The organism is Paraburkholderia phenoliruptrix (assembly GCF_047325075.1).
In the GTDB taxonomy this organism is placed as follows: domain Bacteria; phylum Pseudomonadota; class Gammaproteobacteria; order Burkholderiales; family Burkholderiaceae; genus Paraburkholderia; species Paraburkholderia phenoliruptrix.
Genome location: NZ_CP168531.1, coordinates 2395769 through 2421970 on the forward strand (window position 1 = coordinate 2395769; position 26202 = coordinate 2421970).

At 64.5% G+C, this 26202-nt stretch carries 23 protein-coding genes; 10 read left to right on the forward strand and 13 right to left on the reverse strand.

The annotated features are described in order from the left end of the window. Window positions 1-2: 2 nt before the first annotated feature. The 6 genes from ACEN8U_RS22785 to ACEN8U_RS22810 form a co-directional block, all read right to left on the reverse strand. A complete protein-coding gene (locus ACEN8U_RS22785; protein ID WP_310110338.1) occupies window positions 3-686 on the reverse strand; it encodes a DUF3304 domain-containing protein in 684 nt (227 codons plus the stop codon). Between the two features lie 2 nt (window positions 687-688). Further along, window positions 689-1366 (reverse strand): DUF3304 domain-containing protein, encoded by a 678-nt coding sequence (locus ACEN8U_RS22790; protein ID WP_310110340.1) that lies wholly within the window; start codon window positions 1364-1366, stop codon window positions 689-691. A 2-nt stretch (window positions 1367-1368) separates the two neighbouring features. Then, a complete protein-coding gene (locus ACEN8U_RS22795) occupies window positions 1369-2052 on the reverse strand; it encodes a DUF3304 domain-containing protein (RefSeq protein ID WP_310110341.1) in 684 nt (227 codons plus the stop codon). A 2-nt stretch (window positions 2053-2054) separates the two neighbouring features. Beyond that, entirely contained in the window at window positions 2055-2564 is a 510-nt protein-coding gene (locus ACEN8U_RS22800; RefSeq protein WP_310110342.1) for a DUF3304 domain-containing protein, read from the reverse strand. A 125-nt stretch (window positions 2565-2689) separates the two neighbouring features. Continuing rightward, complete coding sequence (locus tag ACEN8U_RS22805; protein WP_310110344.1) at window positions 2690-4024, reverse strand: DUF4123 domain-containing protein; 1335 nt, start codon at window positions 4022-4024, stop codon at window positions 2690-2692. A 24-nt stretch (window positions 4025-4048) separates the two neighbouring features. Next, a complete protein-coding gene (locus tag ACEN8U_RS22810) occupies window positions 4049-6421 on the reverse strand; it encodes a type VI secretion system tip protein VgrG (RefSeq protein ID WP_310110346.1) in 2373 nt (790 codons plus the stop codon). Window positions 6422-7045: 624 nt separating this feature from the next. Here ACEN8U_RS22810 and ACEN8U_RS22815 point away from each other — a divergent pair. The 9 genes from ACEN8U_RS22815 to ACEN8U_RS22855 all read left to right on the forward strand — a co-directional run bounded on the left by ACEN8U_RS22815 (window position 7046) and on the right by ACEN8U_RS22855 (window position 19659). After that, complete coding sequence (locus ACEN8U_RS22815) at window positions 7046-8917, forward strand: amidohydrolase (RefSeq protein ID WP_310110347.1); 1872 nt, start codon at window positions 7046-7048, stop codon at window positions 8915-8917. 61 nt (window positions 8918-8978) lie between these two features. Continuing rightward, window positions 8979-10448 carry a mechanosensitive ion channel family protein gene (locus tag ACEN8U_RS22820; protein ID WP_310110348.1) on the forward strand — a complete coding sequence of 490 codons (1470 nt, stop codon included), beginning with the start codon at window positions 8979-8981 and terminating at the stop codon, window positions 10446-10448. Between the two features lie 256 nt (window positions 10449-10704). After that, a complete protein-coding gene (locus ACEN8U_RS22825) occupies window positions 10705-11346 on the forward strand; it encodes a hypothetical protein (RefSeq protein WP_015002533.1) in 642 nt (213 codons plus the stop codon). Window positions 11347-11370: 24 nt separating this feature from the next. Beyond that, window positions 11371-11622 (forward strand): DUF1427 family protein, encoded by a 252-nt coding sequence (locus tag ACEN8U_RS22830; protein WP_310110349.1) that lies wholly within the window; start codon window positions 11371-11373, stop codon window positions 11620-11622. 106 nt (window positions 11623-11728) lie between these two features. Beyond that, a complete protein-coding gene (locus ACEN8U_RS22835; RefSeq protein WP_015002535.1) occupies window positions 11729-12688 on the forward strand; it encodes a hypothetical protein in 960 nt (319 codons plus the stop codon). A gap of 70 nt (window positions 12689-12758) precedes the next feature. Further along, the gene (locus ACEN8U_RS22840) at window positions 12759-14207 is read left to right on the forward strand and encodes an alginate export family protein (protein ID WP_310110351.1); all 1449 of its coding nucleotides are present in this window, start codon (window positions 12759-12761) and stop codon (window positions 14205-14207) included. 48 nt (window positions 14208-14255) lie between these two features. Further along, on the forward strand, window positions 14256-15983 hold the full coding sequence (locus ACEN8U_RS22845) for an FAD-dependent oxidoreductase (protein WP_310110353.1): 1728 nt from the start codon (window positions 14256-14258) through the stop codon (window positions 15981-15983). Window positions 15984-16022: 39 nt separating this feature from the next. Then, window positions 16023-16511: a DUF3331 domain-containing protein gene (locus ACEN8U_RS22850; RefSeq protein WP_310110354.1), complete on the forward strand. Its 489-nt coding sequence runs from the start codon at window positions 16023-16025 to the stop codon at window positions 16509-16511. Window positions 16512-16644: 133 nt separating this feature from the next. Then, window positions 16645-19659: a winged helix-turn-helix domain-containing protein gene (locus ACEN8U_RS22855; RefSeq protein WP_310110355.1), complete on the forward strand. Its 3015-nt coding sequence runs from the start codon at window positions 16645-16647 to the stop codon at window positions 19657-19659. A gap of 67 nt (window positions 19660-19726) precedes the next feature. Here the strand turns inward: ACEN8U_RS22855 and ACEN8U_RS22860 are convergent, their stop codons facing one another. The 5 genes from ACEN8U_RS22860 to ACEN8U_RS22880 all read right to left on the reverse strand — a co-directional run bounded on the left by ACEN8U_RS22860 (window position 19727) and on the right by ACEN8U_RS22880 (window position 23057). Next, entirely contained in the window at window positions 19727-20659 is a 933-nt protein-coding gene (locus ACEN8U_RS22860) for a LysR family transcriptional regulator (protein ID WP_310110356.1), read from the reverse strand. Next, the gene (locus tag ACEN8U_RS22865; protein ID WP_310110357.1) at window positions 20643-20774 is read right to left on the reverse strand and encodes a hypothetical protein; all 132 of its coding nucleotides are present in this window, start codon (window positions 20772-20774) and stop codon (window positions 20643-20645) included. Before ACEN8U_RS22865 ends, ACEN8U_RS22860 begins: the two co-directional genes overlap by 17 nt. Before the next feature lie 31 nt (window positions 20775-20805). After that, the gene (locus tag ACEN8U_RS22870) at window positions 20806-21717 is read right to left on the reverse strand and encodes an MBL fold metallo-hydrolase (RefSeq protein WP_310110358.1); all 912 of its coding nucleotides are present in this window, start codon (window positions 21715-21717) and stop codon (window positions 20806-20808) included. Between the two features lie 204 nt (window positions 21718-21921). Then, entirely contained in the window at window positions 21922-22215 is a 294-nt protein-coding gene (locus ACEN8U_RS22875; protein ID WP_310110359.1) for a zf-TFIIB domain-containing protein, read from the reverse strand. A 74-nt stretch (window positions 22216-22289) separates the two neighbouring features. Next, window positions 22290-23057 carry a TerC family protein gene (locus ACEN8U_RS22880; protein WP_310110361.1) on the reverse strand — a complete coding sequence of 256 codons (768 nt, stop codon included), beginning with the start codon at window positions 23055-23057 and terminating at the stop codon, window positions 22290-22292. 131 nt (window positions 23058-23188) lie between these two features. Between ACEN8U_RS22880 and ACEN8U_RS22885 the strand changes: the two genes are divergently transcribed. Beyond that, entirely contained in the window at window positions 23189-24070 is an 882-nt protein-coding gene (locus ACEN8U_RS22885) for a LysR family transcriptional regulator (RefSeq protein ID WP_310110408.1), read from the forward strand. On the opposite strand, the gene ACEN8U_RS22890 is transcribed toward ACEN8U_RS22885, so the two are convergent. After that, on the reverse strand, window positions 24028-24504 hold the full coding sequence (locus ACEN8U_RS22890) for a TerB family tellurite resistance protein (protein ID WP_310110362.1): 477 nt from the start codon (window positions 24502-24504) through the stop codon (window positions 24028-24030). The genes ACEN8U_RS22885 and ACEN8U_RS22890 overlap by 43 nt on opposite strands. 236 nt (window positions 24505-24740) lie before the next feature. Next, a complete protein-coding gene (locus ACEN8U_RS22895; RefSeq protein ID WP_310110364.1) occupies window positions 24741-26177 on the reverse strand; it encodes an aspartate aminotransferase family protein in 1437 nt (478 codons plus the stop codon). Window positions 26178-26202: the final 25 nt, after the last annotated feature.

Sequence of the window (26202 nt, forward strand, 5' to 3'; positions counted from 1 at the left end):
CATCATTCTCCTATGTGCCGCATCACGCGCCGGCCGTAAAACAATTGATCGACCCTAAGGCTAGCCGAGCCACCAGGTTCTCCGCGGTCCGGAATCAGTTCGGCTTCCACTTGCTGAGCAGGAAAGAATCGGACCATCAGGATGTTGTACGCGTCCTTCTTGGTAGGCATTGCTCCTTTTACCTCGACATCGCGGCTATAGGTTTTCCATGTGGACTCGTCCTCCTGATGACCGCCGACGCGCCACACAACCTTGATGGTCTGGCCTACGCCGGGCATCAAGGAACAACAGATGCGTCCGCTTGTTCCGCCTCGCGAAAACTCCGACACGGACACTCCGCCCACTCCTGTAGTCTTGCCATCAGCAGTCTGAATCCAGAAGTCCTGGATATAGTCCTCGGTGTAGTTCGCGCTCCACGCCGAAGCATCGACATAGTCCATCCGCTGGCCTGTCGCGCAGGCGGCCAGCATGCTCAACATCATCGCGACGAAAATCCGCGCCATCCGCGTCATTGCCTGGTTTTCCTTCGCAGCAAGCGGATGTGCAGCGTCGTGGGTTCGACGCTGACCGCGCTCGGGCGAGGCCGGTGTGGCACGCCGTCTGTTGGAGAGCTTCCGCTGCAATGGCGTTGCAGTTTTCATCGACCGCAGGAAGTGCATCGGATCGTCGGTTACCCAGTCCTGCATCGTCATTCTCCTATGTGCCGCATCACGCGCTGGCCTGAAAACAGTTTGTCCACTCTCGGATTCTCGGGACGCAAGTCTGCCGAAGGAAATAGCTCGGCCTCAACTTCATGATCAGGAAAGAAACGGACGATCAGATAGCTGTGCGATTGTGGTTGAGTAGGCATTGCCCCTTTTACCTCGACATCGCGGCTATAGGTTTTCCATGTGGACTCGTCCTCCTGATGACCGCCGACGCGCCACACAACCTTGATGGTCTGGCCTACGCCGGGCATCAAGGAACAACAGATGCGTCCGCTTGTTCCGCCTCGCGAAAACTCCGACACGGACACTCCGCCCACTCCTGTAGTCTTGCCATCAGCAGTCTGAATCCAGAAGTCCTGGATATAGTCCTCGGTGTAGTTCGCGCTCCACGCCGAAGCATCGACATAGTCCATCCGCTGGCCTGTCGCGCAGGCAGCCAGCATGCTCAACATCATCGCGACGAAAATCCGCGCCATCCGCGTCATTGCCTGGTTTTCCTTCTCAGCAAGCGAATGTGCAGCGTCGTGGGTTCGACGCTGACCGCGCTCGGGCGAGGCCGGTGTGGCACGCCGTCTGTTGGAGAGCTTCCGCTGCAATGGCGTTGCAGTTTTCATCGACCGCAGGAAGTACATCGGGTCGTCGGTTACCCAGTCCCGCATCGTCATTCTCCTATGTGCCGCATTACGCGGGGTCCGACGAAAAACAGTTTGTCCATGCGAGGATTTGAAGGACCAAAATCGCCGTCACCAGGAAAGATCTCCGCTTCCACCTCATGATTGGGAAAGAAGCGCATCATTAAAACGCTGTGATCCTGCATATTTCGAGGCATTTTTCCCACTACGACAACATCGCGGCTATAGATTTTCCATGTGGACTCGTCCTCCTGATGACCGCCGACGCGCCACACGACCTTGATGGTCTGGCCCACGCCGGGGATCAACGAACAGCATTCGGAGCCTCCTGTTCCTCCTGCCGAGAATTCCTTAACCTGGACGCCGCTGAGTCCGGTGTCTTTTCCATCAGCAGTCTGAATCCAGAAGTCCTGGATATAGTCCTCGGTGTAGTTCGCGCTCCACGCCGAAGCATCGACATAGTCCATCCGCTGGCCTGTCGCACAGGCAGCCAGCATGCTCAACATCATCGCGACGAAAATCCGCGCCATCTGCGTCATTGCCTGGTTTTCCTTCGCAGCAGGCGGATGTGCAGCGTCGTGGGCTCGCCGCCGACCGCGCTCGGGCGAGGCCGGTGCGGCACGCCGTCTGTTGGAGAGCTTCCGCTGCAATGGCGTTGCAGTTTTCATGGACCGGAGGAAGTGCATCGGGTCGTCGGTTACCCAGTCCTGCATCGTCATTCTCCTATGTGCCGCATTACGCGCTGGCCGTAAAACAATTGATCGACCCTAGGGCTAGCCGAGCCGCCAGGTTCTCCGCGGTCCGGAATCAGTTCGGCTTCCACTTGCTGCCCGGGAAAGAATCGGACCATCAGGATGTTGTACGCGTCTTTCCTGGTAGGCATTGCTCCTTTGACCTCGACATCGCGGCTATAGGTCTTCCATGTGGACTCGTCCTCCTGATGACCGCCGACGCGCCACACGACCTTGATGGTCTGGCCCACGCCGGGGATCAACGAACAGCATTCGGAGCCTCCTGTTCCTCCTGCCGAGAATTCCTTAACCTGGACGCCGCTGAGTCCGGTGTCTTTTCCATCAGCAGTCTGAATCCAGAAGTCCTGGATATAGTCCTCGGTGTAGTTCGCACTCCAGGCCGAGGCATCGACATAGTGCATCCGCTGGCCTGTCGCACAGGCGGCCAGCATGCTGAGCGTGATCGCGATGAAAACCCGCGCCATCTGCGTCATTGCCTGGTTCTCCTTTGTGATGGTGATCGGCCAAGTTGCCTGGGCATCTGAAAAAGTGCTCAGCGTTGCGTGGCTGGACTGAAAGTGGGATAGCACTTTCTTCCCCGTATCGTTGCCCTGTTCAGTTACCAGAGCCGCGCTTCCGGCTTCGGTTCCACCGCATACATGCTCACGTAGACGCGCCAGTTACGCGCAAATTTGACGATCGCGAGTCCTTCGCCTTCGACGCGGGGCAACTCGCCCGCGACCATGGCATCGTCCGAGTTCTCGCCCATCGGGCCAATCCATTTCACGGTAACCCGCGTTCCGGGAATCGGCATTCGCGCAGCCGCGATCACGCGCTCAGTCGGCTCAAATCCGTGGGGATCGATATCACCGAGGCTGGCGCTGGTCGAAAAATGGCCGCGCGTCGATTCAATTTCGATCGTCCGCTTGCGGATTGGGGTGTCGTTTATGATCTTGACCCGCAACGTGGCGTGACCGTATTCCCGCAGCTTTGCTTGATGCGCCTCAGCCGCAGCTTCTGTTGCACGCTGCCTGGAGGTTGCCGCAAGTTCCCGCCAGACGTCATCGCCCAGTGCCATGTAGGCATCGATCAACGCCGTCTTTCCGTTTCGGAACTGCGTAAGGGCTGCCTGCAATGCCGGATGATCGTCGTACCGCCCGCCATAAAGCAGACCCGCCGCAACATAGACACCCTGGTCGGTCTTTTCAGTCAGGCCATAGCCGAATGCCTGTTCGACCAGCGGCGCGACCTGCTGCAGTTGATCGTTCGGGTAGTCGCGGTCGTCGAACACGTCGGGGCGCACACGTTGCAGCCACGCCCGCACCTGAACGGGCGCGCCCGCGCGGTGAAGCGCATCCACTACCTCGTCGGGAACCGGCAGCGCCTCCCATGCGTCAGGGATCGGCAGGTTCTCACCCGCCAGTTCAACCAGTTCGCTGCGATAGTCCAGACACCACCACGCGAGGCAGGGGCCGAACAGGTAGCGCCGCGTGCCCTCCGGCAACGTGCGGTGCAATACGGGCAAGTAGGCCGGTTGATGAAAGAAGAACCACGCGTCCTCGCCTGCTGTTCCGAGCCTCGCGTGCAACAGCGTCTGCAGGTGCTCAATGAGCGGTTCGACCTCATGCGTGGCCCATAGCCACGACACGAACCGACCGTCGTCCCGGCCAAGCCTCAGAAGCGAGCGGTATGCGCGTAATGGCTCGTCCCCCTCAGGGGCAGGACACACGATCAGAAATGGCCCGGTTGCCGCCAGATCGTCCAGACCGGTGCTGCCGTAGAGGGTTATGCGCGGCATCGCCCCGATCGTGTCCGACAGAAGGCGCTGCCGGTTGGCGGACATGGACGCAACGTCGAGCAGCGCATAGAGTTGCACGCGCGGGTGAGTCGCTCTGTACTCGGCATACTGGGCGTGAAAGCGATCTAGTAAGGGATCGTCCTGTTTAAATGCCATGGAGATTCGATTATTGACGAAGGGTTACATCCGCGCGAAAGGCACACCGGCACGGCTCGCGCGCAACGCGCATTCCATCTCTGCAGGGACCGGGAGCACCGGCAGCTCGGCTGGCAGGCTCGCCGGACCGCTACGATCGTAAGCAGCCGCGCGCCATTGACGGTCGCCCGGTGTCCCGTCCTCGATTCCGTTGGCGGTCATGCGTAAGTAGGAGCCGCCGCACTTGAGCAACAGTTCTTTCTTCGCCTCGATGACCACACGCCCCTTCGAACTGGTGATGGTCGTGTCCTGTTCCGACGCGATGCTGATTTCGTCGCTCTGCGCCTGTATCTGGACCTTGCCACGCGCCGCAAACAGTTTGATGCCGAGCCGGTGCGCGAACAAGGACAGCACTTCGCCCGCCGCGATCGCGACGTGCCTGATCGCGCTGACATTAAACTTTGAGGACGTCGTCACGCTCACGTCCTTGCCAGCGGAGACCAGCACGCGATCCGGTGTCGCCATGCCGATTCCGTTGGGCGCGGACAGGGCTATCACGGCCTGTTTCAGGCCGGTCAATTCGTCTTTCAGCCATGCGTTCTCCGCCCTCATATCCGCGATCTCCGCCTGTGCCGCCTGGGCCACGTCAGCGAGTTCCTTTGCCTGCGTCTGCGTGAGCCGAAATTGGTCCGTCGCGGGTTCCATGTCCGTCAGGCGCCCGCGTGCGACTGGTTGGGCGTCCGTCGAGACCAACATCCCGCCACCTGCACGCACATGACCCTTCAAGTCCGAACGGAGCTCGAACCCTTCGCCCCGGTCGGTGTTGTTCCGGTCGACCGTGTAGCCCAGGTTCAGTTGAGTCTTGCCGTGCTCGGTAGCAATCTTGATGTGTTCGCGCCCCTGCCGGTCGTCCATCTCCAACGTGTTGTTAGACCGCGTTCGGATCGTATTGCGCGTACCCCACGGGACACCTGCCACGATGGGATCCGTGTGTTGGCTGGTGTGGAGTACGTGGCTGATGAACGGCAGATCCACGCAGCCCCAAAGGAAGCTTACGCCGACCACCGTGCCCTCGACCAACCCGAAGTGGAAACCGGTCTGGCCCGGTCCCGCGAACGGCTTGGCCAATCGCATCGGGCAGCTTTGGAGTCCAGGCGTACGCGTCTCGCGATCCGAATGCAGATGGACGATGTACTCCCCCTGTCTGTCCAGATACGGGTCCCGCCAGCCGCCCGAGGACGCGACCGTTCCCGTGATCACCCCGTGAATCTTCGGCCATGTGTCTTCCTTCAAGGACAGCCGGTACTGACGGTCGGATGGAATCGCGTCGAACTTCACCTGATACGCCTGCTTGCGCGACGCGCGGCACGTCATCCGAACCACCAGCAGCCCATGCTTCGCGTCCGGCAACTCCCGGTTCGACAGTTTCAGTACGCTGCCGGCCGTAAGGTCCAGCATGTCGCATACGCCGTGATACTCGATCTGCTGGGCGAGCGCCGCCTCACGGCGCAATTCGGCCTCTTCTTTTGCCTCTTCCTCGCCCAGGTTTGGCGTTCCCCACGTATACGCCTCGCCATACGTGGTGCGGTCCTCGCGGATCGGACTGGTCGCCTCGATCGGCTCGGATACAGCGGCTTCGGTGCTAAACGTGCGCACCGCGTACGTTGTCGGCAAGGTCTTCGCGCGCATCTCGAGCTCGCTGACAGACTCCTCGCCACCGGTTTCGAGACCGCTGTACGAGCGGTAGACCGATGTGAGGCGGGTAGGGTCGCGCCGATAGTGCGCATAGTCGTCGCCGAAGCGCACCAGTTCACAGCGCTCGCCTTCCTCGCACACGAACCAGATGCCCGAACGGCGGCAGAGCCTTGTAATGAACGCGAGGTCGTCTTCGCCCCACTGCATGACGAAGCTGCGCTTGCGATACGTCCGGCGGAGCCTGAATTCGAAGTCAGCGAAGATCTTGTTGAACTCGTGCTCCCGCAGGATCTGCTCGATAATTTCGGGAATCTTCATATCCACGAAGAACCGGCATTTCGGCGCGTTGCGCAACAACGCCAGGCGGGATTCCAGCACGACTTCGTAGAGCGACTGGTCGCGATTGGTACCTTTCTGCGCGAAGCCCGTGACTACGCCCTGGATGCGCCGCGCGGCTTCGCGCTGGCTCCAGCGGCTACGCGGCGGCGGCTGGACCACGAATGCGCCCATCCGGTTCAGAAACTCGTTGCGCGACAGGTCAGGGCGGGGATGGGTAAACTGGATCGTATATCGGGTCGGCTCGCCGATACCGCGCTCGCCGTGGAACTCGTAGATGTCCGCGAGCGCTGCGGCGGGCGCTCCCATGAGGTCGAGGCTGTAGAACTGGTGGATGTTGACCCCCGCGCGCGCAGTCGCGTCCGAAATGGCCGTACTTTGAGTCAAGGAACCCCCTGTCAAACGTCTGCAGATATCCTACGGAATCCTAATGGACCGTTGGCGCGAAGTGGTATCAGACTGATCTGAATTCGGCAACGATTCACAGTTGGCGCCGCGAAGCTGTTGATGAGAGCCGGCCGGGGCGATAACAGATCCCCCGTCTCCCTCATGAACGCCCGCTTTACACCAGTCCGAGCCCGGTCAGCATGGTGGCAAGGTCGATCCGGTTCTCGGGTTGGATTGACGTCGACAGTCCACCGTCCGTAACAGAAGAGTCAGACATTTGCTGGTTGAAAATTTGTTTAACCCACTGAATCAAAAGACTTTTCAGAAAGCTTCGCGTTCCGGGTCGTCGCCCCGTTCAGAGCAGTCCTGCATTCACGCCGCCGCTGCTGTCCTCGTCGCACAGCGAACGCATCTCGAACCAGAGGCCGGCAGGCGCGTGGCGCGTAGGCGCGCCGCGGCTTTTCTCCCACAGCACTTTTAAGAACTATTAAGGGCTTCGACAAGGACTCGGCCAAAGCACGCCGATAGACTGCCTCCCACATTCGACACCCAGCGCGAGCCGCCCGGCGGGCGCGCGCCGCACGTCGCCTCAGTCTGCCTGTCCTTTTCCATACGGAGCCCGTCATGTCCCAGGAGCTGTCCTCCGGATTCACCCCGGCCGAGGTCGTTTTCTTCAACGGCAAGATCGCGACGCAGGACGACAAGCGCTCGTTCGCGGATTCGCTTGCCGTCGCGAACGGCCGCATCGTCGCCGCCGGCTCGCGCGAGGCTGTGATGCGCCACGTGAACGACGCCACGCGCCACATCGACCTGAAAGGCCGTACCGTCATTCCGGGTCTCAACGACTCGCATCTGCACATCATTCGCGGCGGCCTGAACTTCAACATGGAGCTGCGCTGGGACGGCGTGCCTTCGCTCGCCGACGCGCTCGACATGCTGCGCAGGCAGGTGGCGCGCACACCGGCGCCGCAGTGGGTTCGCGTGGTGGGCGGCTGGAACGAATTCCAGTTCGCCGAGCGGCGCGGCCCGACACTCGAAGAAATCAACGCGATCGCGCCGGACACGCCCGTCTTCATCCTGCACCTCTATGACAGCGCGCTGCTGAATGCGGCGGCGCTGCGCGCGGTCGGCTACACGAAGGACACGCCCAATCCGCCGGGCGGCGAGATTCAACGCGACAAGCGCGGCAATCCGACCGGCATGCTGATCGCGCGGCCCAACGCCGGCCTGTTGTACGCAACACTCGCGAAAGGCCCGAAGCTCGCGCCCGACGATCAGCGCAACTCGACGCGCCACTTCATGCGCGAGCTGAACCGGCTCGGCGTGACGAGCGCGATCGACGCGGGCGGCGGCTATCAGGCCTATCCGGACGACTACGCGGTCATCATGGACATGGCCAAACGCAATGAGCTGACCGTGCGGATCGCCTACAACCTGTTCACGCAGAACGCGAAGAAAGAGATCGAGGACTTCGCGAAGTGGGTGAAGATGACGAAGCCGGGCGAGGGCGACGACTTCCTGCGCGTGAACGGCGCGGGCGAAATGCTGGTGTTTTCCGCGGCGGATTTCGAGGACTTCCTTGAGCCGCGCCCCGATCTGCCCGACACGCTCGAAGCCGAACTCGAGGCCGTCGTACGGCTTCTCGTTGCGAACCGCTGGCCGTTCCGCCTGCACGCCACCTATAACGAGTCGATCGAGCGCTTCCTGAACGTGTTCGAGCGCGTGAACGCCGACATTCCGTTTAACGGCCTGCGCTGGTTCTTCGACCATTGCGAAACCATCACGCAGAAGAACATCGAGCGCATTCGCGCGCTGGGCGGCGGCATTGCGATCCAGCATCGCATGGCTTATCAGGGCGAGTACTTCATCCAGCAATACGGCGAAGAAGCCGTCAAACACACGCCGCCGATCCGCCAGATGCTCGACGCGGGCCTGCCGGTCGGCGCCGGCACCGACGCCACGCGCGTCGCGAGCTTCAACCCCTTCGTCTCGCTGTACTGGATGGTCTCGGGCAAGACGGTGGGCGGCACGGCGATGTATTCGAGCGCGAACCGGCTGGACCGTATGGAGGCGTTGCGCCGCTACACGGTGGGCAGCGCGTGGTTTTCGAACGAGGACGACTGCAAGGGCGCGCTCGTGCCGGGCCAGTTCGCGGACTTCGCGGTGCTCACCGACGACTACTTTACCGTCGACGAAACCAGCATCAAGTACCTCGAGTCGGTGCTGACGGTAGTGGGCGGCAAGGTCGTCTACGCAGCCGACGAGTTCGCGCCGCTCGCACCGCCCGATCTGCCGGTGAGCCCGTCGTGGTCGCCGGTCGCGGAGTTCGGCGGCTACAGCCGCTACAAGCCGATGGCCGTCGCCTGTGCGGACGGCTGCGTGAATCTGTGCGGCGTGCATGCGCACGCGCACGGCTTTGCATGGCGCAAGAACGTGCCCGTCAGCGATTCGAACGGCTTCTGGGGCGCGCTAGGCTGCAGCTGCTTCGCCTTCTGAACACCGTGCACACCGCGCTCATACAGCGGCTCTGAATGCTTCATTGCAAGCGGGAACCCTTATGCCGACTCTGACCGATGGCGTGCTCTATGGGCTCGGCATTCTGGTTCTCGACTTCCTCGCCTGGCGCTTCATGGGCCGGCGCAGCGCAGAGGCGCGGCTCGCGTTGCGCGCACTGATGTTCGGCCTGTCGAGCTACGTGCTGTTCAGCCACGGCATGAATCCGCTGCGCGAGGCGCCCTGGCCCGGCGAGCCGGTGCGCCATCTGCTCGCGCAGATTCTCGAAGTCGTGTGGTGGCTGCAAGGCGCGCGGCTGCTCACGGTCGTGCTCGATCGACTGGTGCTGCCCGAGACGTGGCACAAGGAACGCCTCTTTCAGGACGTGCTCGGCGCGCTGGTGTTTCTCGCCGCCGCGGTCGGCGCGATTGCATTCGTGCTGCAACTGCCGGTGCGCGGGCTTCTGGCGACCTCCGGTGCCGTGGCGGTGGTGCTCGGCCTCGCCATTCAAAGCACATTGAACGACGTATTTTCAGGCGTCGTGCTGAATGCGACGCAGCCGTTCCGTATCGGCGACTGGATCACGATCGGCGAAGTGGAAGGCAGGGTGGTGGAGAGCAACTGGCGCGCGACGAGCCTGCTCAACGCGCAGGGCAACATCGTCGTGATTCCCAACAGCGCCGCGGCACGCACGAATATCGTGAACGCCAATCAGCCGATGCATACGCACGGCGTGAGTGTGGTGCTGCCTGTGAAGCCCTCCATCCGGCCCGCGACCGTGTTGCAGGCCCTCGCGCACGCGGCCGTGAGTTCGCCGGACGTGCTCGCCGAGCCTAAGCCGCTGGTCAGCGTGAAGCGCGCGACGAACGACGCGATCGAGTACGAGATTGTCTGTTACGTCGATGCGTGGACGAAGAAGATTGGCGTGCGCAACGATCTGTACGACCTCGCGCACCGGCATCTGCTGTCGCGCGGTGTGGTGCTGCGGCCGTTGTCGGTCGCCGAGCCGACGGGCGAAAACTTCGATGAAAAAGCAAGGCTGCTGCGCAACGTGCTGATTTTCCACACGCTCGACGACGCCGAAATCGCCGAGCTCGCCGCGCGGCTGACGCCGCACGAGTTCGATACGGGCGAGACCATCTACAACGCCGCCGACGAAGGCGGCCACGAACTGCACATTCTGGCGCGCGGCGTGGCGAAAGCCGTCGTGCCGAACGAAGGCAACGAGCTCGAATTGCGCCGGCTCGCGCCGGGCGATTCGGTCGGGCAGTCCGGAATACTCGCCGGCGTGCGCACCGGCGTGATCGTGCGCGCGCTGACGCGCGCCACGGTGTTCCGCCTCGACAAGGAAGCGCTGACACCCATCCTCGCGCGGCGTCCGGAAGTGGCGCGCGAAATGTGCCGGCTGCTCTCCGTTCATCACGAAAGCGAAAAGATGCTGCTCGCGCCGTCCACGAGCGGGGAGGCCGGCAACGGCGGCTTGCTGCACTGGATTCGCGACGGCGTGCGGCGCTTGCACGAACTTGCGCTGTGAGAGCGGGGCGCCGCACGGGCCGGCTTCGTTTCAGGCTTTTTAAGTCTGCGCCAGGGCTTTTATCGTCGGTAACCGTTACGCTACCTGTGAGTCGGGTGACGGCCTGCCGCTGACTCATCCGCATGACTCATCCGCGCGTGAGTATTCGTCACGCAAGCGTGAGGACGCGCGCGTGCGGGGACGCGAGGGCGAGGCCCTGGACTGCGGGCGAAGAGGCCCGCGCATCGCCGGCGATGCGTTACATGGAGGAGGTGACATGAAAGAGACCATCGCGGGCATCGCGATGCCGGACAGTGCGATGGCCCGCGGGGCGACCGAGCGGATCCGCGCGACGCAGTCCGCGCTGATGTTCCATCACGCGCGGCGGGCGTTTCTGTTCGGCGCGTTGACCGGTTATCGCGAGCAACGGGTGTTCGACATGGAACTGCTGTACGTGGGGGCGATGTTCCATAACGTCGGCCTGAATGCCGCGCACCGGCATTCGCCATGCCGCTACGAGGTGGACAGCGCGAACGCGGCGCGCGAGTTCATGCGCGAGCACAACGCGGCGGCCAGTGCGATCGACGAAGTGTGGCTGGCCATTGCGTTGCATACGACGCCTGGCATTCCGGAGCATCTCGCGCCGCTCGCCGCCTTGCTGGCCGCGGGCGTGCAGATGGACGTGCGCGGTGCGCGCTACGACGAATTCGCCGCACAGGAGCGCGATGACATCGTCGCGGCCTGTCCGCGCGAAGCGGGCTTCAAGAAGCGGATTCTCGAAGAATACGCGCGCGGCATGGAGCATCGTCCGCACACGACGTTCGGCACCGTGAATGCCGACGTGCTGGACCGGTGGGACCCGAACTACCGGCGTCTGAATTTTTGCGGGCTGGTGCTCGGTTCGGAATGGCCGAACTGAGCCCGGCCTCGATAGGAGATTGGCATGGGTTACGTCATTTCACTCGGCGTCGGCTTCGGCGTCGGCCTGCTTTATTGGCTGCTCAAGGTGCAGTCGCCGGCGCCGCCGCTGATCGCGCTTGCCGGCCTGCTCGGCATGGTGCTGGGCGAACACGCCATACCCGTCGTGAAGGCTCAGCTCTTCACGACGGGCGCGACGGTTCAGAGCGCGCCGCCTTCATCGGATAGCAGCGCCAAGAAGCCGCTCGCGCCCGGCGCGGCGAAAGAGGGCGGCTGATCATAAGCGCGCCGCGGGCGTGTGCATTCGTGCACGCAGCGCGGCGCTAAGATCATTCATTCACTCCGTTGCACACGGATTTTTCAAAACTCATCAGGTCACGCATATGTTCGATTCGTTTCAGCGCCTTCGTTCCCATGGTTCGCTGGCGGCCGTTTCCGCCGCGCTGCTGATCGGCCTTGCGCCGTTCACGTCCGCTTTCGCCGATGCTGGTCCGCCGGAAGTGCCGGGCGCAAAGGCCGCGCTCGCCGCGCGTCACGCGGATGTGTCGGTCGGGCCGCAATATGACACGACGCATGTCTACGTGGCGTCGGCGGATCTCGACGCGTTCGTCAACAGCTTCATCGCGACCTTCGGCGGCAAGGCGTCGCCGCGCGCGGTGTTCACGGTGACGCCGACGCCGAGCCGAACCGCTTCGCAATACGTGCAGACGCCGGTCGGCATGCTGTCGGTGTTCGGCTTCGAAACGCCCGTGCCATACCCGTTCGGCAATGAGCGCACCGGCTACCTCGTGACGAATCTCGGCGAGGCGGTGAAGGCCGCGCGCGCGGCAGGCGCCGACGTGCTCGTCGACAGCTTCGACGATCCTATCGGCAAAGACGCGATCATCCAGTGGCCCGGCGGCCTGACGATGCAGCTCTACTGGCACACCAAGGCGCCGAACTACGCGCCGCTGCAAAGCGTGCCCGACAACCGCGTATATGTGTCGCGCTACGAGGCCGACAATTTCGTGCGCCGCTGGCTGCACTTTTCGCACGGCAAGGTGTTGTCGGACAATGCGCATGCCGATGCCGGCGTGATCGGCCGGCCGGGTGAAACGATCCGCGAGATTCGCCTCACGTCGGGCTTTGGCCGCATGGTCGTGTTCGTGACCGACGGCAAGCTGCCGTTCCCGTTCGGCCGCGAAACCACCGGCTATGCCGTCGACGACCTCGCACAAACGCTGCAGCGCGCGCAAGGCGCCGGCGCGAAGGTGCTGTATGCGCCGTATGCCACCGCCGCAGGCAAGACCGCCGTGCTCGAATTCCCGGGCGGATATATCGCCGAAGTGCACGATGGCCGGTAATTCGAACACGCGTCGCGCGGCCGCTCCGCGGGCGAGCGCAACGTGGCGGGCTGCGCGGATGCGTCTTGGCATGCGTCTGAAGGTGAGTCTTGCGGCGAGCGTCGCGGCAGGCTTCACCGCCAGCCTTCCAGCCATGGCCGCCGACACCGCCCTCGGCAGCGCCGACGACACCGCGGCCATCAGCGCGAGCGTGGCGAGCACGTCGTGCGCGCGTCCTACGGTGATGTTCAACCGCTGGCAGGAAAACTGGTCGGCGCTTGCGAATCCCTGCGTGCCGAAGCGTCCGTTCGATTCGCTCAAGTACATTCCGCTGTTCGGCAATCCCGACGCCTATGTGTCGCTCGGCGTGGTGCTGCGCGAGCGGCTCGAAACCAACGACGCGCCGCTCTTCGGTCTCGGCGCGCCGCATGACGACACCTATTTGCTGCAAAGGCTCGAAGTGCACGCGGACGTGCGCCTTGGTCCGCACGTGCAGATCTTCACGCAAGTCGAGGATGCGCATCCGTACGGCAAGGACATGGTGTCGCCCGTCGACAGGAACCCGCTCGATTTGCGTCAGGCGTTCGTGGCCGTCGTCGAGCCGCTCGGGCCGGGCGTCGTCAAGTTCCGGGTGGGCCGTCAGGAGATGGCGTTCGACCTGCAGCGTTTCATTTCCGTGCGCGACGGCCCGAACGTGCGCCAGGCCTTCGACGCGCTGTGGGCCGACTACGAGACCGGTCCGTGGCGCTGGATCGCGTATGCGACGCAGCCGGTCCAGTACCGCTACAACAGCGATTTCGACGACGTATCGAACCGGCATCTCACGTTCAGCGGCGTGCGGGTCGAGCGCAAGGGCGTGGGTCCCGGCGACGTCTCCGCCTATTACTCGCGCTACAACCGCAGCAACGCGCGCTTTCTGGATGCGGCCGGCGACGAGCATCGCGATGTGTTCGACGCGCGCTATGCGGGCACGCTCGGTCACATGGATTGGGACGTCGAGGGCATGTATCAGTCGGGGCACGTGGGCACGAAGACGATCGGCGCATGGGCGGTCGGTTCGCTGGCGGGCTACACGTTCGCCTCCGCGCCATGGGCGCCGCGCGTCGGCATCCAGGTGGATGCGGCCTCGGGCGACAGTCATCCGGGCGACGGCCGCGTCGGCACGTTCAACCCGCTGTTTCCGAACGGCTACTACTTCGCGCTCGCCGGCTACACCGGCTACACGAACCTGATCCACGTGAAGCCCACACTCGTCGTCAAGCCGACCAGCAAGCTCTCGCTGCTCGCGGGCGTCGGCCTGCAGTGGCGCGAGACCACCGCCGACGCGGTCTATCAGCAGGGCTCGGCGGTCGTGCCGGGCACGGCGGGACGCGGCGAACGCTGGACGGGTTTCTATACGCAACTGCGCGCCGACTGGGCCGTCACCGCGAATCTCGCGGCGGCGCTCGAGGCCGTGCATTTCCAGGTCGGACCGTCGCTGCGCGAGCTCGGCGCGCGCAATGCCGACTATGTGGGCGCCGAGCTCAAGTTCGGCTGGTAGCGGGCGACAGCGGCCGGGCAAGCCGTCACGAACAGAAAGGTCAAGCTCATGAGTACTCCCGGTTTATCGCTCGACGCATCGCAGCCGTCCGAGCTCGAGTTTCCGTATTCGTCGCTCGAATACCGGCAGCATCAGATGTTTCCGCGTCTGTCGGCGGCGGAGATCCAGAGCGTGCGGCGCTTCGCGCGGCCGATGAACTTCCGCGCCGGCGACCTCATCTTCAAGACCGGGGAAGTCGCGCTCGGACTCTTCGTGCTGCTGCATGGCCGCGTGCGGATCTTTTCGCGCGACAGCTTCGGCCGCTCGACGCTCGTCACCGAACATGACGACGGCCACTTCATGGCGGAGATGGCACAACTGTCCGGCAAGCCGGCGCTGATCGACGGCCTCGCGCTGACCGACGTGGAGACGCTCGTGATCGAGCCGGAGCGTCTGCGCGCGCTGATTGTCGCCGACGCGCAGCTCGGCGAGCACATCATGCGCGCGCTGATCCTGCGGCGGCTCGGGCTGATCGAGCAGGGGCTCGGGCCGATCATCGTCGGCAATGGCGACGATGCGCGCCTCGTCGGCCTGCAAGGCTTCCTGCGCCGCAACGCCTATCCGGCGACCGTGGTCGACGCGCGCTCCGATCCGGAAGCCGTCGCGCTGCTCGGCGGCATGACCACCGGCCCCGGCGATTTTCCGCTGGTGTTCTGCCCCAACGGCCACGTGCTGCGCGCGCCGGACGAAGCGCAGCTTGCGTCGTGCCTCGGGCTCGTGCCGACGTTCGAGCAGTCGCATTGCTACGACGTCGCCATTGTCGGCGCGGGACCGGCCGGACTCGCGGCGTCGGTCTATGCGGCAACCGAGGGACTCTCGGTCGCGGTGTTCGATCAGCGCGCACCGGGCGGTCAGGCGGGCGCGAGCTCTCGCATTGAAAACTATCTGGGTTTTCCCACCGGCATCTCGGGCCAGGCGCTCGCTGCGCGTGCCTTTCAGCAGGCGCTCAAGTTCGGCGCGCACCTCGCGATTCCCGGCAAGGTCACCGAGGTCAGCCGGCAGGACGGCATTTTCATGCTCAAGCTCGTCGACGGCCAGCGCATTCAGGCGCGCACGGTTGTGGTCGCGAGCGGCGCCGCGTATCGCTCGCCGACGGTGCCGGGCTTCGATCGCTTCGAGGGACGCGGCATCTACTACTGGGCCTCGACGATCGAGGCAAAGCTCGTCAAGGGGCAGGACGTCGTGCTGATCGGCGGCGGCAACTCGGCCGGGCAGGCCGTCGTGTTTCTCGCGAACTTTGCGCGCAGCATCCGCATGCTGATCCGCGGCCGCGATCTCAATGCAAGCATGTCGAAGTATCTGATCGACCGGATCGGTTCGCTGCCCAACGTGTCGCTGTGCACGGGCTGCACGCTGAGCGCGCTCGAAGGCGGCGAAGCCGGCCTCGCGCAGGTGCGCGTGCGCCATGAGGCGAGCGGCGAGGAGGAGCTCGTGGCCACGCGGCATCTGTTCCTCTTTATCGGCGCGGATCCGAAAACCGACTGGCTCTCGGCAAGCGGCGTCGAGCTCGACAATCGCGGCTTCGTGGTGACGGGCGCTGCGAGAAGCGAACCGGGCGGGGCCGCGGCCGGCGTGCGCTATCCGCTGGAGACGAGCGTGCCGGGCATGTTCGCCGTCGGCGACGTGCGCTCGGACTCGGCCAAACGCGTGGCCGCGGCGGTCGGCGACGGCGCGGCGGTCGTCGCGCAGATCCACGCGTATCTGAGCCAGACGGCGAAGGCCGCGGGCCACTCTTAAGCCTCAACAACGCCTCACCTACACACGAGGAAAATCGCGATGCACACCGAATCACCCGCCAAGCAATGCACGAATGCAGCCAGGCACGAAGCGGGCGTGCATCATGAAGAATGCCGTGTAGCGCATGACGAACGCGAAGAGGCGCGGGCTCACGCGCCGGTCTGGAATCACATGATCGAGCGGCTGCTTGCCGGCTATCGCGGCGAGGCCGAAGGCGCCGCGTATCTCGCGGTGCCGCTCACGCGCGAGGCGGCCAACGGGCCGTCGCGGCATCGGCAGGTCGAGGTGATCGAGCGTCTGTCGGAGACGTCGATTGCGGTGCTCTGGCAGGACGCCACGCTGTGCCGTTATGCGGACCAGGTGTGGATCAGTTGCCGCGCGCGATTAAAAGGGCGCTGCGCGCTGAGCGGCGCCACGATTCGCCGCAACGACCTGATCTACAAGCCGAGAGTGCGCAGCGCGGTGCCCGTCAATGCCGCCGCGATGATTCTTGCGTCGGTGGTCGACGTCCAGCATCCGCTGGTTTAATCCAAAAAATTTGAACGATAGGTTCAGTTTTTTCCGCGCATGCCTTTTTGCGCCTGGTCTAGACTTCGGGGACGCCTGCCGGGCCGCGCCCGCCCGGCTGCATCGTCATTCCTCGTGTTCTGGATACCGCCTCATGATTCGCATCGGCCCGCTTCAGGTGGACCTGGTTGGTCGGGAACTGCTTCTCGACGGACAACCCGTGCGCATCGGCAGCCGCGCCTTCGACATGCTCGCCGTTCTGATCGCCGCGAAAGGCGAACTCGTTTCGAAGAACGACATGTTGAGGCAAGTGTGGCCCGACACCATCGTCGAAGAAAACAATCTGCAGGTGCACATGTCCGCGCTGCGCAAGGTGCTTGGCGAAAGCCGCGGACTCATCCAGACCGTCTCGGGCCGCGGGTACCGGCTCGTCGCGAGGCAGTCGCCGCTGCCGGCCGCGACGCGCGATGCGTCGAGCGCCGGGTTGACCGAACCGAGTCCCGAGGCTCATGCAGGCCATGACGCGTACAGCACCGCAGCGCAGAGCCCGCACAATCTGCCCGCCAGTTTCTCGCCGCTGATCGGCCGCGACGACGCGCTTCTCGATGTCGCGCGCTCGCTTACCGCGGCGCGTCACGTCACGCTGCTCGGCGCGGGCGGCATCGGCAAGACGCGCCTCGCGGTGGAGGTCGCGCGCCGGCTCGTCGGCGACTATCCGGACGGCGTCTATCTGGTCCCGCTTGCGTCGACGTCGGATGCGAACAGCGTGCTCGCCATGTTTGCCGCGAGCGTCGGCGTGAGCAAGGCAAGCGGTCCGCTCACGCTCACACGCGTGAGCCGCGAGTGGGGCGAGCGGCGCGTGCTGTGCGTGCTCGACAATTGCGAGCACGTGCTCGCGCCGGCCGCCGAACTGGCCGAAGCGCTGCTGAATGCGGGCCCGGGCGTGCGCGTGCTGGCTACGAGCCGCGAGCCGCTGCGCGTCGCCGAAGAACATCTGTATTGGGTCGCCTCGCTCGACGTTCCCACGCACGACGATCAAGGCGAGCATGTGCTCGGGTGCAGCGCCGTGCAGTTGTTCCTGTCGCGCGCCCGCGCGATGGACGCGCGTTTTTCGTCCGACGCCCGCAGCATCCAGCTGACCGGCACGGTATGCCGCCGGCTCGACGGCATACCGCTCGCGATCGAACTCGCGGCCGCACGCGCGGCGATTCTCGGCATCGAAACCCTCGCGGATCATCTGGACGACCGCTTCAACATGCTGACGGGCGGCAACCGCACGGCGCTGCCGCGACATCAGACCTTGAAGGCGACACTCGACTGGAGTCACGGTCTCCTCGACGACGCCGAGCGCGCGACGCTGCGCAGGCTCGGCATCTTCGTCAACAGCTTTTCAATGGAGGCGGCCATCGCCGTGGTCGCGGACCAGGGGTTGCAGGAAGCGGAGGTGATCGCGGCGCTGTCGGGGCTCGTCGAGAAGTCGCTCGTGGTGGCGCGTGCGGACCGCGGCAAGGCGAGCTATCGGCTGCTCGAAACCACGCGTGCGTACGCGCTGCAAAAGCTCGACGACAACGGCGAGCGGCGCATGGCCACGCTGAACCACGCGCGTTATTTCGCCGGCTTGCTGGAGCGGCAGATGTCGGCGCAAGCACGCGCCGCGGAGGGCGGCGCCGACGGCTGGCATGCGCGCATGCGCGCCTCGCTCGACGATCTGCGCGCGGCGCTCGGCTGGGCGCTTTCGTCAAAGGGCGACGACGCGCTCGCGGAAAAACTCGCGGTCAAGGTGGTCGCGCTGCTGTACGAGCTCTCGCTCGTCGACGAATGCTGCGCGTGGGCACGCCGCGCGCTCGACAGCGTCGCTCAGACCCATGGCGCGTCGGGCTCAGCCCGTCATCTGCGGGTGCGCATGCAACTGCTCGCGGCGCTCGGCGCGGCGCTCGTCTATGTGAACGGGCCGAACCGCGAAACGCTCGCGGTGTGGGCCGAGGTGCTGGCGCTCGCCATCGCGCTGGCGGACCGGGCGTTCGAGGCGCGCGCGTTGTGGGGCATGTGGAATGCGAGCCAGTCGTCGGGCGCGGCGCGCAATGCCCTCGCGTTCGCCCATCGTTTCGCGTCGCTCGCCGCGCAAACCGGCGATACGAGCAACGGCATGCTCGCTTCGCGACTGCTCGGCATAGCCTGGCATTACGCGGGCAATCAGCAGCAGGCGCGCGCGTCGCTCGAACGCTTCCTGCTGCAAGCCGATACGCTGCAGCACGGTTTGCCGCTCGGCCAATCCATCGACCAGGGGCTGGTGGGCCGCGCGACGCTGGCGCGGCTCCTGTGGTTCCAGGGGGCGCGCGACGAGGCGCTCGATCTTGCAGAAGCCTGCGTGGCGAGCGCGGGTGCGCAGGACCAGGCGATCGTGACCTGCTACGTGCTCGTTGAAGCGGAGATTCCGCTCGCGTTGCTGTCGGGCAAACGCGAGCGCGCGGCGCGAGCCATTGCATTGCTGCGCGATGTGTCGGCGCGCACGGGCCTCGGCGTATCGCAGGCGTGCGCCCGCTGTTTCGACGCGTACCTGTGCTCGCTCGACGACGTGCGGCCCGAGCGTCTTCACGCCTTTCACACAGCACTCGACGAACTGGACGCGCTCGAATACGCCGCCCAGCGCGCGATGCTGGTCGCCCAGTACGCGCTCGCCTTGGGCCGCGCGGGACGACGCGACGAGGCCCTCGCCGCGGTGACGCGCGCGTTGGCGCAATGCGACGAAAGCGGCGACCATTGGTATGTGGTGGAACTGCGGCGCGTGCACGGCGAACTACTGCTGCTCGACGGTGCGTCAACGCCTGTTGACGGCGACGCCTCGGCAGACGCAGAAGCGTCTCTGAACGCAGCGATGGAGGAAGCGCTCGCGCAAGGCTGCGCCTCGCTGCAGTTGCGCGCGGCCACGAGTCTCGGCCGCCTGTGGTGTGCGCAAGGGCGCGCCGACGACGCCGTGCGCGTGATCCAGACGGCCTGCGCAAGGCTGACCCAAGGACTCGATCTCGACGATTTCCGCGCCGCGCGGCACATGCTCGAAGCCGCGAGGGCTTCGTCAGCAGCGGCCTCGCGCTGTGTGCGAGGTGAGAGCGCCGGCGCGGCGCCGCTCGTCGCAGGCGCGCGGCCGCCGGAACTCAGCGAAGGCCGCTAGCGCTATCGCGCCATGGCGGCTTGGCGGCTTGGCGGCTTGGCGGCTTGGCGGCTTGGCGCAGCATGAATCACACGCTGGTTTTTGACTGCAGCATCTGCTGTTGCACCACCTTGTCGATCAGATCGGGCTGATCGAGCCGCTCGACCCACCAGCGCAGCGCCTTGCCTGTTTCGTCGTCGCGCCACGCCAGATAGAAATGCGTGACCTCGCGCATGCCGAGCACTTCCTTCTGGACCAGCTCACCGTTTCTCAGTGCCTCGACGGCAAGGCATTCGGGGATCGTGCCCGCCGCGAGCCCGCGCAATTGCGCGGCGAGCTTGGCTTCGAGCGTCGGCACGGTCAGCACTTCCTGGTTGTCTGCGAGCGCAATAGTGCGCGGCGCGAGTTCGCGCGACGTATCGCCGATCGCGACCGCGCGATGGCGCGCGACCACGTCGAGCGTCAACGGTCCGGGCAAGGCCGCGAGCGGATGATCCGGCGCGACCACGAACACGTGCCGCAGCGAACCGATCGGCTTTGCGACGAGGTTCGGAATGGGCGGCGGGTCGCCCGCCGCGCCGACGATCAGGTCCGCGCGGCGCGTGAGCAGCGCGTCCCACGAACCGCCCAGCACTTCTTTCGACAGATTGAGCCGCGTGTCGAGCTTGAGTTTGTAGAACTCGTCGACGTGATCCCACAGCAGTGCGAACGGAATGATCTCGTCGACGGCCACGTACAGGTCGGACTCCCAGCCCTGTTCGATGCGCTTTGCCTTGCATTCCAGGTCTTCGGCGGCAGCCAGCAGGCGGCGGCCCTCCTCGACGACCACGCGCCCCGCATGCGTGAGCGTCGCGCGGCGGCCGCTGCGGTCGAACAGCTTCACGCCGAGGTCGAGTTCGAGCTTCTGGACCAGATAAGTGAGCGACGACGGCACTTTGTGCAGCGTTTCGGCGGCGTTGGCAAACGTGCCGGTTCGATCGACGGCGTCGAGCACCTGCAGAACTTCAAACGAAAGATTCATGGCGAAGAATGGCGAAGGGCGAAATCCAATCGAGCCGGGCGGCTCGAGCGCTCAGCATACTGGATTTCGTGGCGTTCGCGACGGCTTGCGCGTCGCCTTCTTCGTCGCGCTTCATGTGGTCGCCGATGTGCGTGTGCCTCGCGGCGCTACGCGATGCGATCGTCGCTCGACCGGGAAGCGTGCGGCGCCGCGCTCATATCCACGGCACGCCGCGCCGGCATGTTCGCGGGACGCTTTGCAAGCCGTTCGAATTCGGTCACGTCGTGGCTGCAGAACACCGTCACGGCCCGGCTCGTCAGCGCGAGTTCGCGCAGGCGGCGCTGATTTTCGAAGCGTGCCGTGCGATCCTTTTCGAGCATCCACTGATAAAAGCGCAGCCCCGGCGTGCAATGCGGATTGGCGTGCATCTCGGCATGATGGAAGTAGGCGTCGGCGGCGTTGAAGAGCCACTTTTCGCCCGTGGTCTGAACGGCGATGCCCGCATGACCGAAGGTGTGGCCGCGCAGCGGCACGACCAGCAGCTCGGGCGGCAGTCCGTCGAATTGCTGCGCCCGCGCAAAGCCGTTCCACGTTTCGCCGTCGCTCGCCTGATAGACGCGCCAGTTCGCGGACGTCGACCATTGTTGCGGGCGGAAGCGCTGCCGGTCCATCCACGTTTTCTGCTCAAGCGCATAGTCGCGCTCGACGCGCAACAGGTGCACGGTGGCCTGAGGAAAGTCGTCGAGGCCGCCGGCGTGATCGAAGTCGAGGTGGCTCAGCACGATATGTCTGACGTCACGCGGATCGAAACCGAGTCGCTCGATCTGGCGGATCGCGGTCATTTCCTCGCGGAAATCCGGGCTGACGAGCCCGAGAAAGAAGCGGCTGATACGCGAGCGCGGGTTGGCGACGTCGCGCAAACCGAAGCCGGTGTCGACCAGCACGAGGCCCGCTGCGGTTTCGATCAGCAGACAGTGACAGGTAAGGAGGCCGCGCTCGGCGAGCGAGCGGGTGCGTCCGTCCATCAGGCGGCCGCCCAGCGGGCAGGTGGAAATGCAGTTGAGGTGGTGCACGATCATCGCGTGTCGTCCGTAACGCAGGAGGCACGCCATGGCGCGCAAGCGCTATACCTGGGCGCGCCCCGCGGGATCGGCGTGGGGCGGAGCGGCGAGACACCGGCAGGAGCCGGGAGCGGCAGGTTACCCGCCTGCGTGGCGCGTGCCGTTGCAGCGCGCCACGCAGGCAGTTCGACGAGCGATACGCCGCGGCGGCGCCCGCATCGCTCAATCAAAATCGAACACGTCGAAAATCGAGCGCTTTTTCTTGTGGGTGCGATAACCCGAACGATGGTCGTCATAACGGCGCTCGCCGTCGTAAAGGTGCTCGCGCTCGCGGCGGTCGTCGCGAACCGGGCGCGCGTGGGCGGGCACGGCGGTCTGTGCGGCGTCCTGCGCGATCAGCTTGTCGAGTTCCCCGCGATCGAGCCACACGCCGCGGCACTCGGGACAGTAGTCGATTTCGATCGAGCGGCGCTCGGTCATCAGCAGGTCAGGTGTTGTGCAAACAGGGCATTTCATGGTGTCGCTCCTCGACAGGATGAGTAGAAGAACATCGGGGGGCGCGTGGCTCACGGGTGCTTGTCCCATAACCGTTACTGAGCCGTGCCGCCCGCGCCGGCCGCGCGTCGGGACCTGGCGCGCCGCACCAGCATGTTCACCGCCTCGACGAATGCGGAGAACGCCATCGCCACGTAGATGTACGCTTTCGGCACGTGCGTACCCAAGCCTTCCGCAATCAGCGTCATGCCGATCACGAGCAGGAAGCTCAACGCGAGCGTCACGATGGTCGGATTGCGTTCGATGAACTGCGACAGCGGACGCGCGGCAAACAGCATCGCGAGGACTGCACAGATCACCGCGAGGAACATGATCGGCATGTGGTCGGTCATGCCGACCGCGGTGATGATGCTGTCGACGGAGAACACGATATCGAGCACCAGGATCTGGCCGATTGCGCCCGCGACGGTCAACTGCACGGTGCCGCCCGCGCTCCTGCTTTCATCCTCCGCGTGGGCGTGCGTGACGTGATGGTGCATTTCGCGCGTCGCCTTCCAGACGAGGAAAAGACCGCCGCCGAGCAGAATGAGGTCGCGCCACGAGAACGCGTGGCCGAACAGCGCAATCGCGGGCGCGGTCAACTGCGCGATCCACGCGACCATGCCGAGCAGGCCGAGCCGCAGCACCAGCGCGAGCATGATGCCAAGACGCTGCGTGCGGGCGCGCTGCGCCTCGGGCAGCTTGTTGCTCAGGATCGAAATGAAGATCAGGTTGTCGATGCCGAGTACGACTTCCATCACGACGAGCGTGAGGAGCGCTACCCATGCGGCGGGGTCGGCAACGAGGGCAAGCAGAGTGTCCATGAGTGGGTGAGCGAAAGGATGAGTTGATGATCGGATAGCGCCTATGATCGCCGTCCGCATGACTCGGATAAACCAGTGTTAAGCTGATGAATAGATCGGTTTTTTCGAAGTTCACGTCCGTCGACACCATCATGCTCAACTACCGTCACTTGTACTATTTCTGGATCGTCGTGAAGGAGGGCGGCTTTGCGCGCGCGGCCGAGCGGCTCGATATGGCGGTGCAGACCATCAGCGCACAGGTGCGCGAGCTCGAAAAATCCATCGGGCGACAGTTGCTGAAACCGGCCGGCCGCGGCGTCACCATGACCGAAGCCGGCGAGACGGCGTTCAGCCGCGCGGAGCAAATTTTCCAGCTCGGCGAGGCGCTGCTCGACGACATGCACGAGGCGGGCGGCGAGGGCGTCGCGCGGCTTGCAGTCGGTCTCTCGGACGGTATTTCCAAGCTCGCGGCTCATGCGCTTCTTGCGCCGGTGCTCGGCACGCCTTCGCTCAGACTGCTCTGTCACGAGGGCGAACCTGCCGAGCTGTTGTCCGAACTCGCGCTGCACCGGCTCGATCTGGTGCTCGCCTGTCAGCCGGCGCCGCACAACTCCGATTTGCGTGTGTTGAGTCAGCGGCTCGTGGGCTCGCCGGTCGATTGGTACGGACCGGCCGAGATCGTGCGCAAATCCGCGCGAGCGGGCTTTCCGCAGTGCCTCGCCGAGCTGCCGGTGCTGCTGCCCACGCGCCATGCCGCATTGCGCGCGCGGCTTGACCGCTGGTTCGATTCGCAAGGCATCCGGCCGCGCGTGGTGGGCGAGTTCGAGGACAGTGCGCTGATGGCGGTCTTTGCCGCGCGCGGCCTCGGCGTGTTTCCGCTCGCGGAACTGGGCGCCGACGATCTGTCGCTGCTGCGCGGCTTGCGCCGGCTCGGCCGCGCGGAAGGCGTGATCGAAGAGATTCACGCGATCCGCTCCCGCCGTGGCCAGCATCACGGGCTGGCTTCTGAGGTCGTGGACGCCGCGCGCGTGTAACCGCGAAACGCAGGCGGCGGAACGCCGCGCCGGCTTGCGGCGGGTTTCAGCTGGTGGCCCCATGCGTCGAACACCGCGGCGAGCAGGGCAATTTCACCGTCCGCGAGATAGTCGTCGGCCAATGTGACTGCAACGCATAAACGAATGACCTTGCGACGCAACGCGGGATCGTCGATTTCGTCGATCAATGTGCTCAGTAACGCGGCGTCGAGGTGCCCCATGGGAGGCGCGGACGAAAGCTGCGCAATCGAGCGGTCCTCACAGAGCGCCTGCACGATCTGCGCAAATTGCGCAGGCGCGAGGCCGAGCTCGCCGGCTATGTTCAGCTTGTCGAGCGCGCGCTCCTCGGAGCTGCAGACGTGGCCGTCTGACGTGAGCGCGAGCGCGACGATTCGTGCGGCTGCTTCTTTACTGTTTCGCGGATAGGTTCGCATGATGGGTCCTTTCGCGGACGATGTCCGTGTTGAAGATGAGCCCAGTCTGCGGCAATGTTCGTGTCGAATAAATCTGATAATCACGAAGTGAAGGTTCGGTAAATACGAAGACTCGTTGAGTACCGGCTTGCGGTGCGGCTTTCTTTGCGGAGCCGGCATGCGTGGGGTTATTACGACAACCCGCACGCAAACCCGCACGGGAACGCGCCACGCGCACGCCGATCCGAGCATAAAGCTTATGACATACCGAGTTGTCGCGCTGTCGCATCGATGGCGCTTTTTGCCTTCGCGACGATCTCGTCGATTTCCTCCCGGCTGATGACGAGCGGCGGCGACAGCAGCATGCGGTCCCCGCTTGCGCGCATGATCAGGTTGCCGTTGAAGCAGAAGTCGCGGCAGAGCGCGCCGACATCGCCGCCGTTTGCAAAGCGTCTACGCGATGACGGCTCTTCTGCCAGTTGCACGCCGGCCACGAGCCCAGCGCCCGCAATCTCGCCGACAATCGGATGGTTCGCCAGGGTGTCGCGCAGCTTCTTCTGGAAGTACGGCCCCGTGTCCGTTTTGACGCGCTCGACGATCTTCTCGTCGCGCAGCAGCGTCAGGTTTGCCACGGCCACGGCGGCCGCGACCGGATGCCCGGAGTAGGTGAGGCCGTGATTGAACTCGCCGTTCTCGATAATGGCGGTCGCAATGCGATCGTGCAGGCCGACCGCGCCCATCGGCACGTAGCCGCTTGTGAGCCCCTTGGCAAGCGTGATGAGATCCGGCTCGAAGCCAAAATGCTGATGCGCGAACCATTCTCCCGTGCGGCCAAATCCGCCGATGACTTCGTCGGCGACCAGCAGCACGTCGTATTGACGGCAGATGCGCTGAATTTCCGGCCAATAGGACGAGCCAGGAAAGATCACACCGCCCGCTCCCTGGAACGGCTCGCCAATGAACGCGGCCACGTTTTCGGCGCCTATTTCGAGGATTTTTGCCTCCAGTTGCTGGGCCCGGGCCAGAGCGAATTCTTCCTGCGTCTGGCCGCTTTCGGCCTCGCCGAAGAAATACGGCTGGTCGATATGCACGATGTTTTCGACTTTCGACGGCATCTGCTCATGCATATAGCCCATGCCGCCGAGCGTGCCGCCCGCAATCGTCGAACCGTGATAGCCGTTTCTGCGCGAAATCACGACCTTTTTGGCAGGCTTGCGCTGCGTGGCCCAGTATTGATGAACGATGCGCAGCACCGTGTCGTTGCCCTCCGAGCCGCTATTGCAGTAGAAAAAGTGATTGAACGGCTGCGGCGCAAGCTCGGCGAGCAGCGCGGACAATTCGATGACGGGCGGGTGCGTCGTCTTGAAGAACGTGTTGTAGTAGGGCAATTCCTGCATTTGCCGATACGCTGCATCGGCGAGTTCCTTGCGCCCATAGCCGACGTTCACACACCACAGCCCGGCCATGCCGTCGACAATCTTGTTGCCCTCGGAATCCCACAAGTACACGCCGTGCGCTTTCACGATCACGCGGCTGCCGTTGCGATTAAGCGCGCCCATATCCGAAAACGGATGAATGTGATGCGCGGCGTCGAGCGCGCGAAGTTCCGCGGTGCTGCGTTGCGTTTCGGCGCGCCGGTTCGCGGCGGACGGCGTCGCTTGCACGTAGGCGATCTCTTCTGTTCTGTAACTCATACAGCCTCCAGGGTATTTTCTCTTT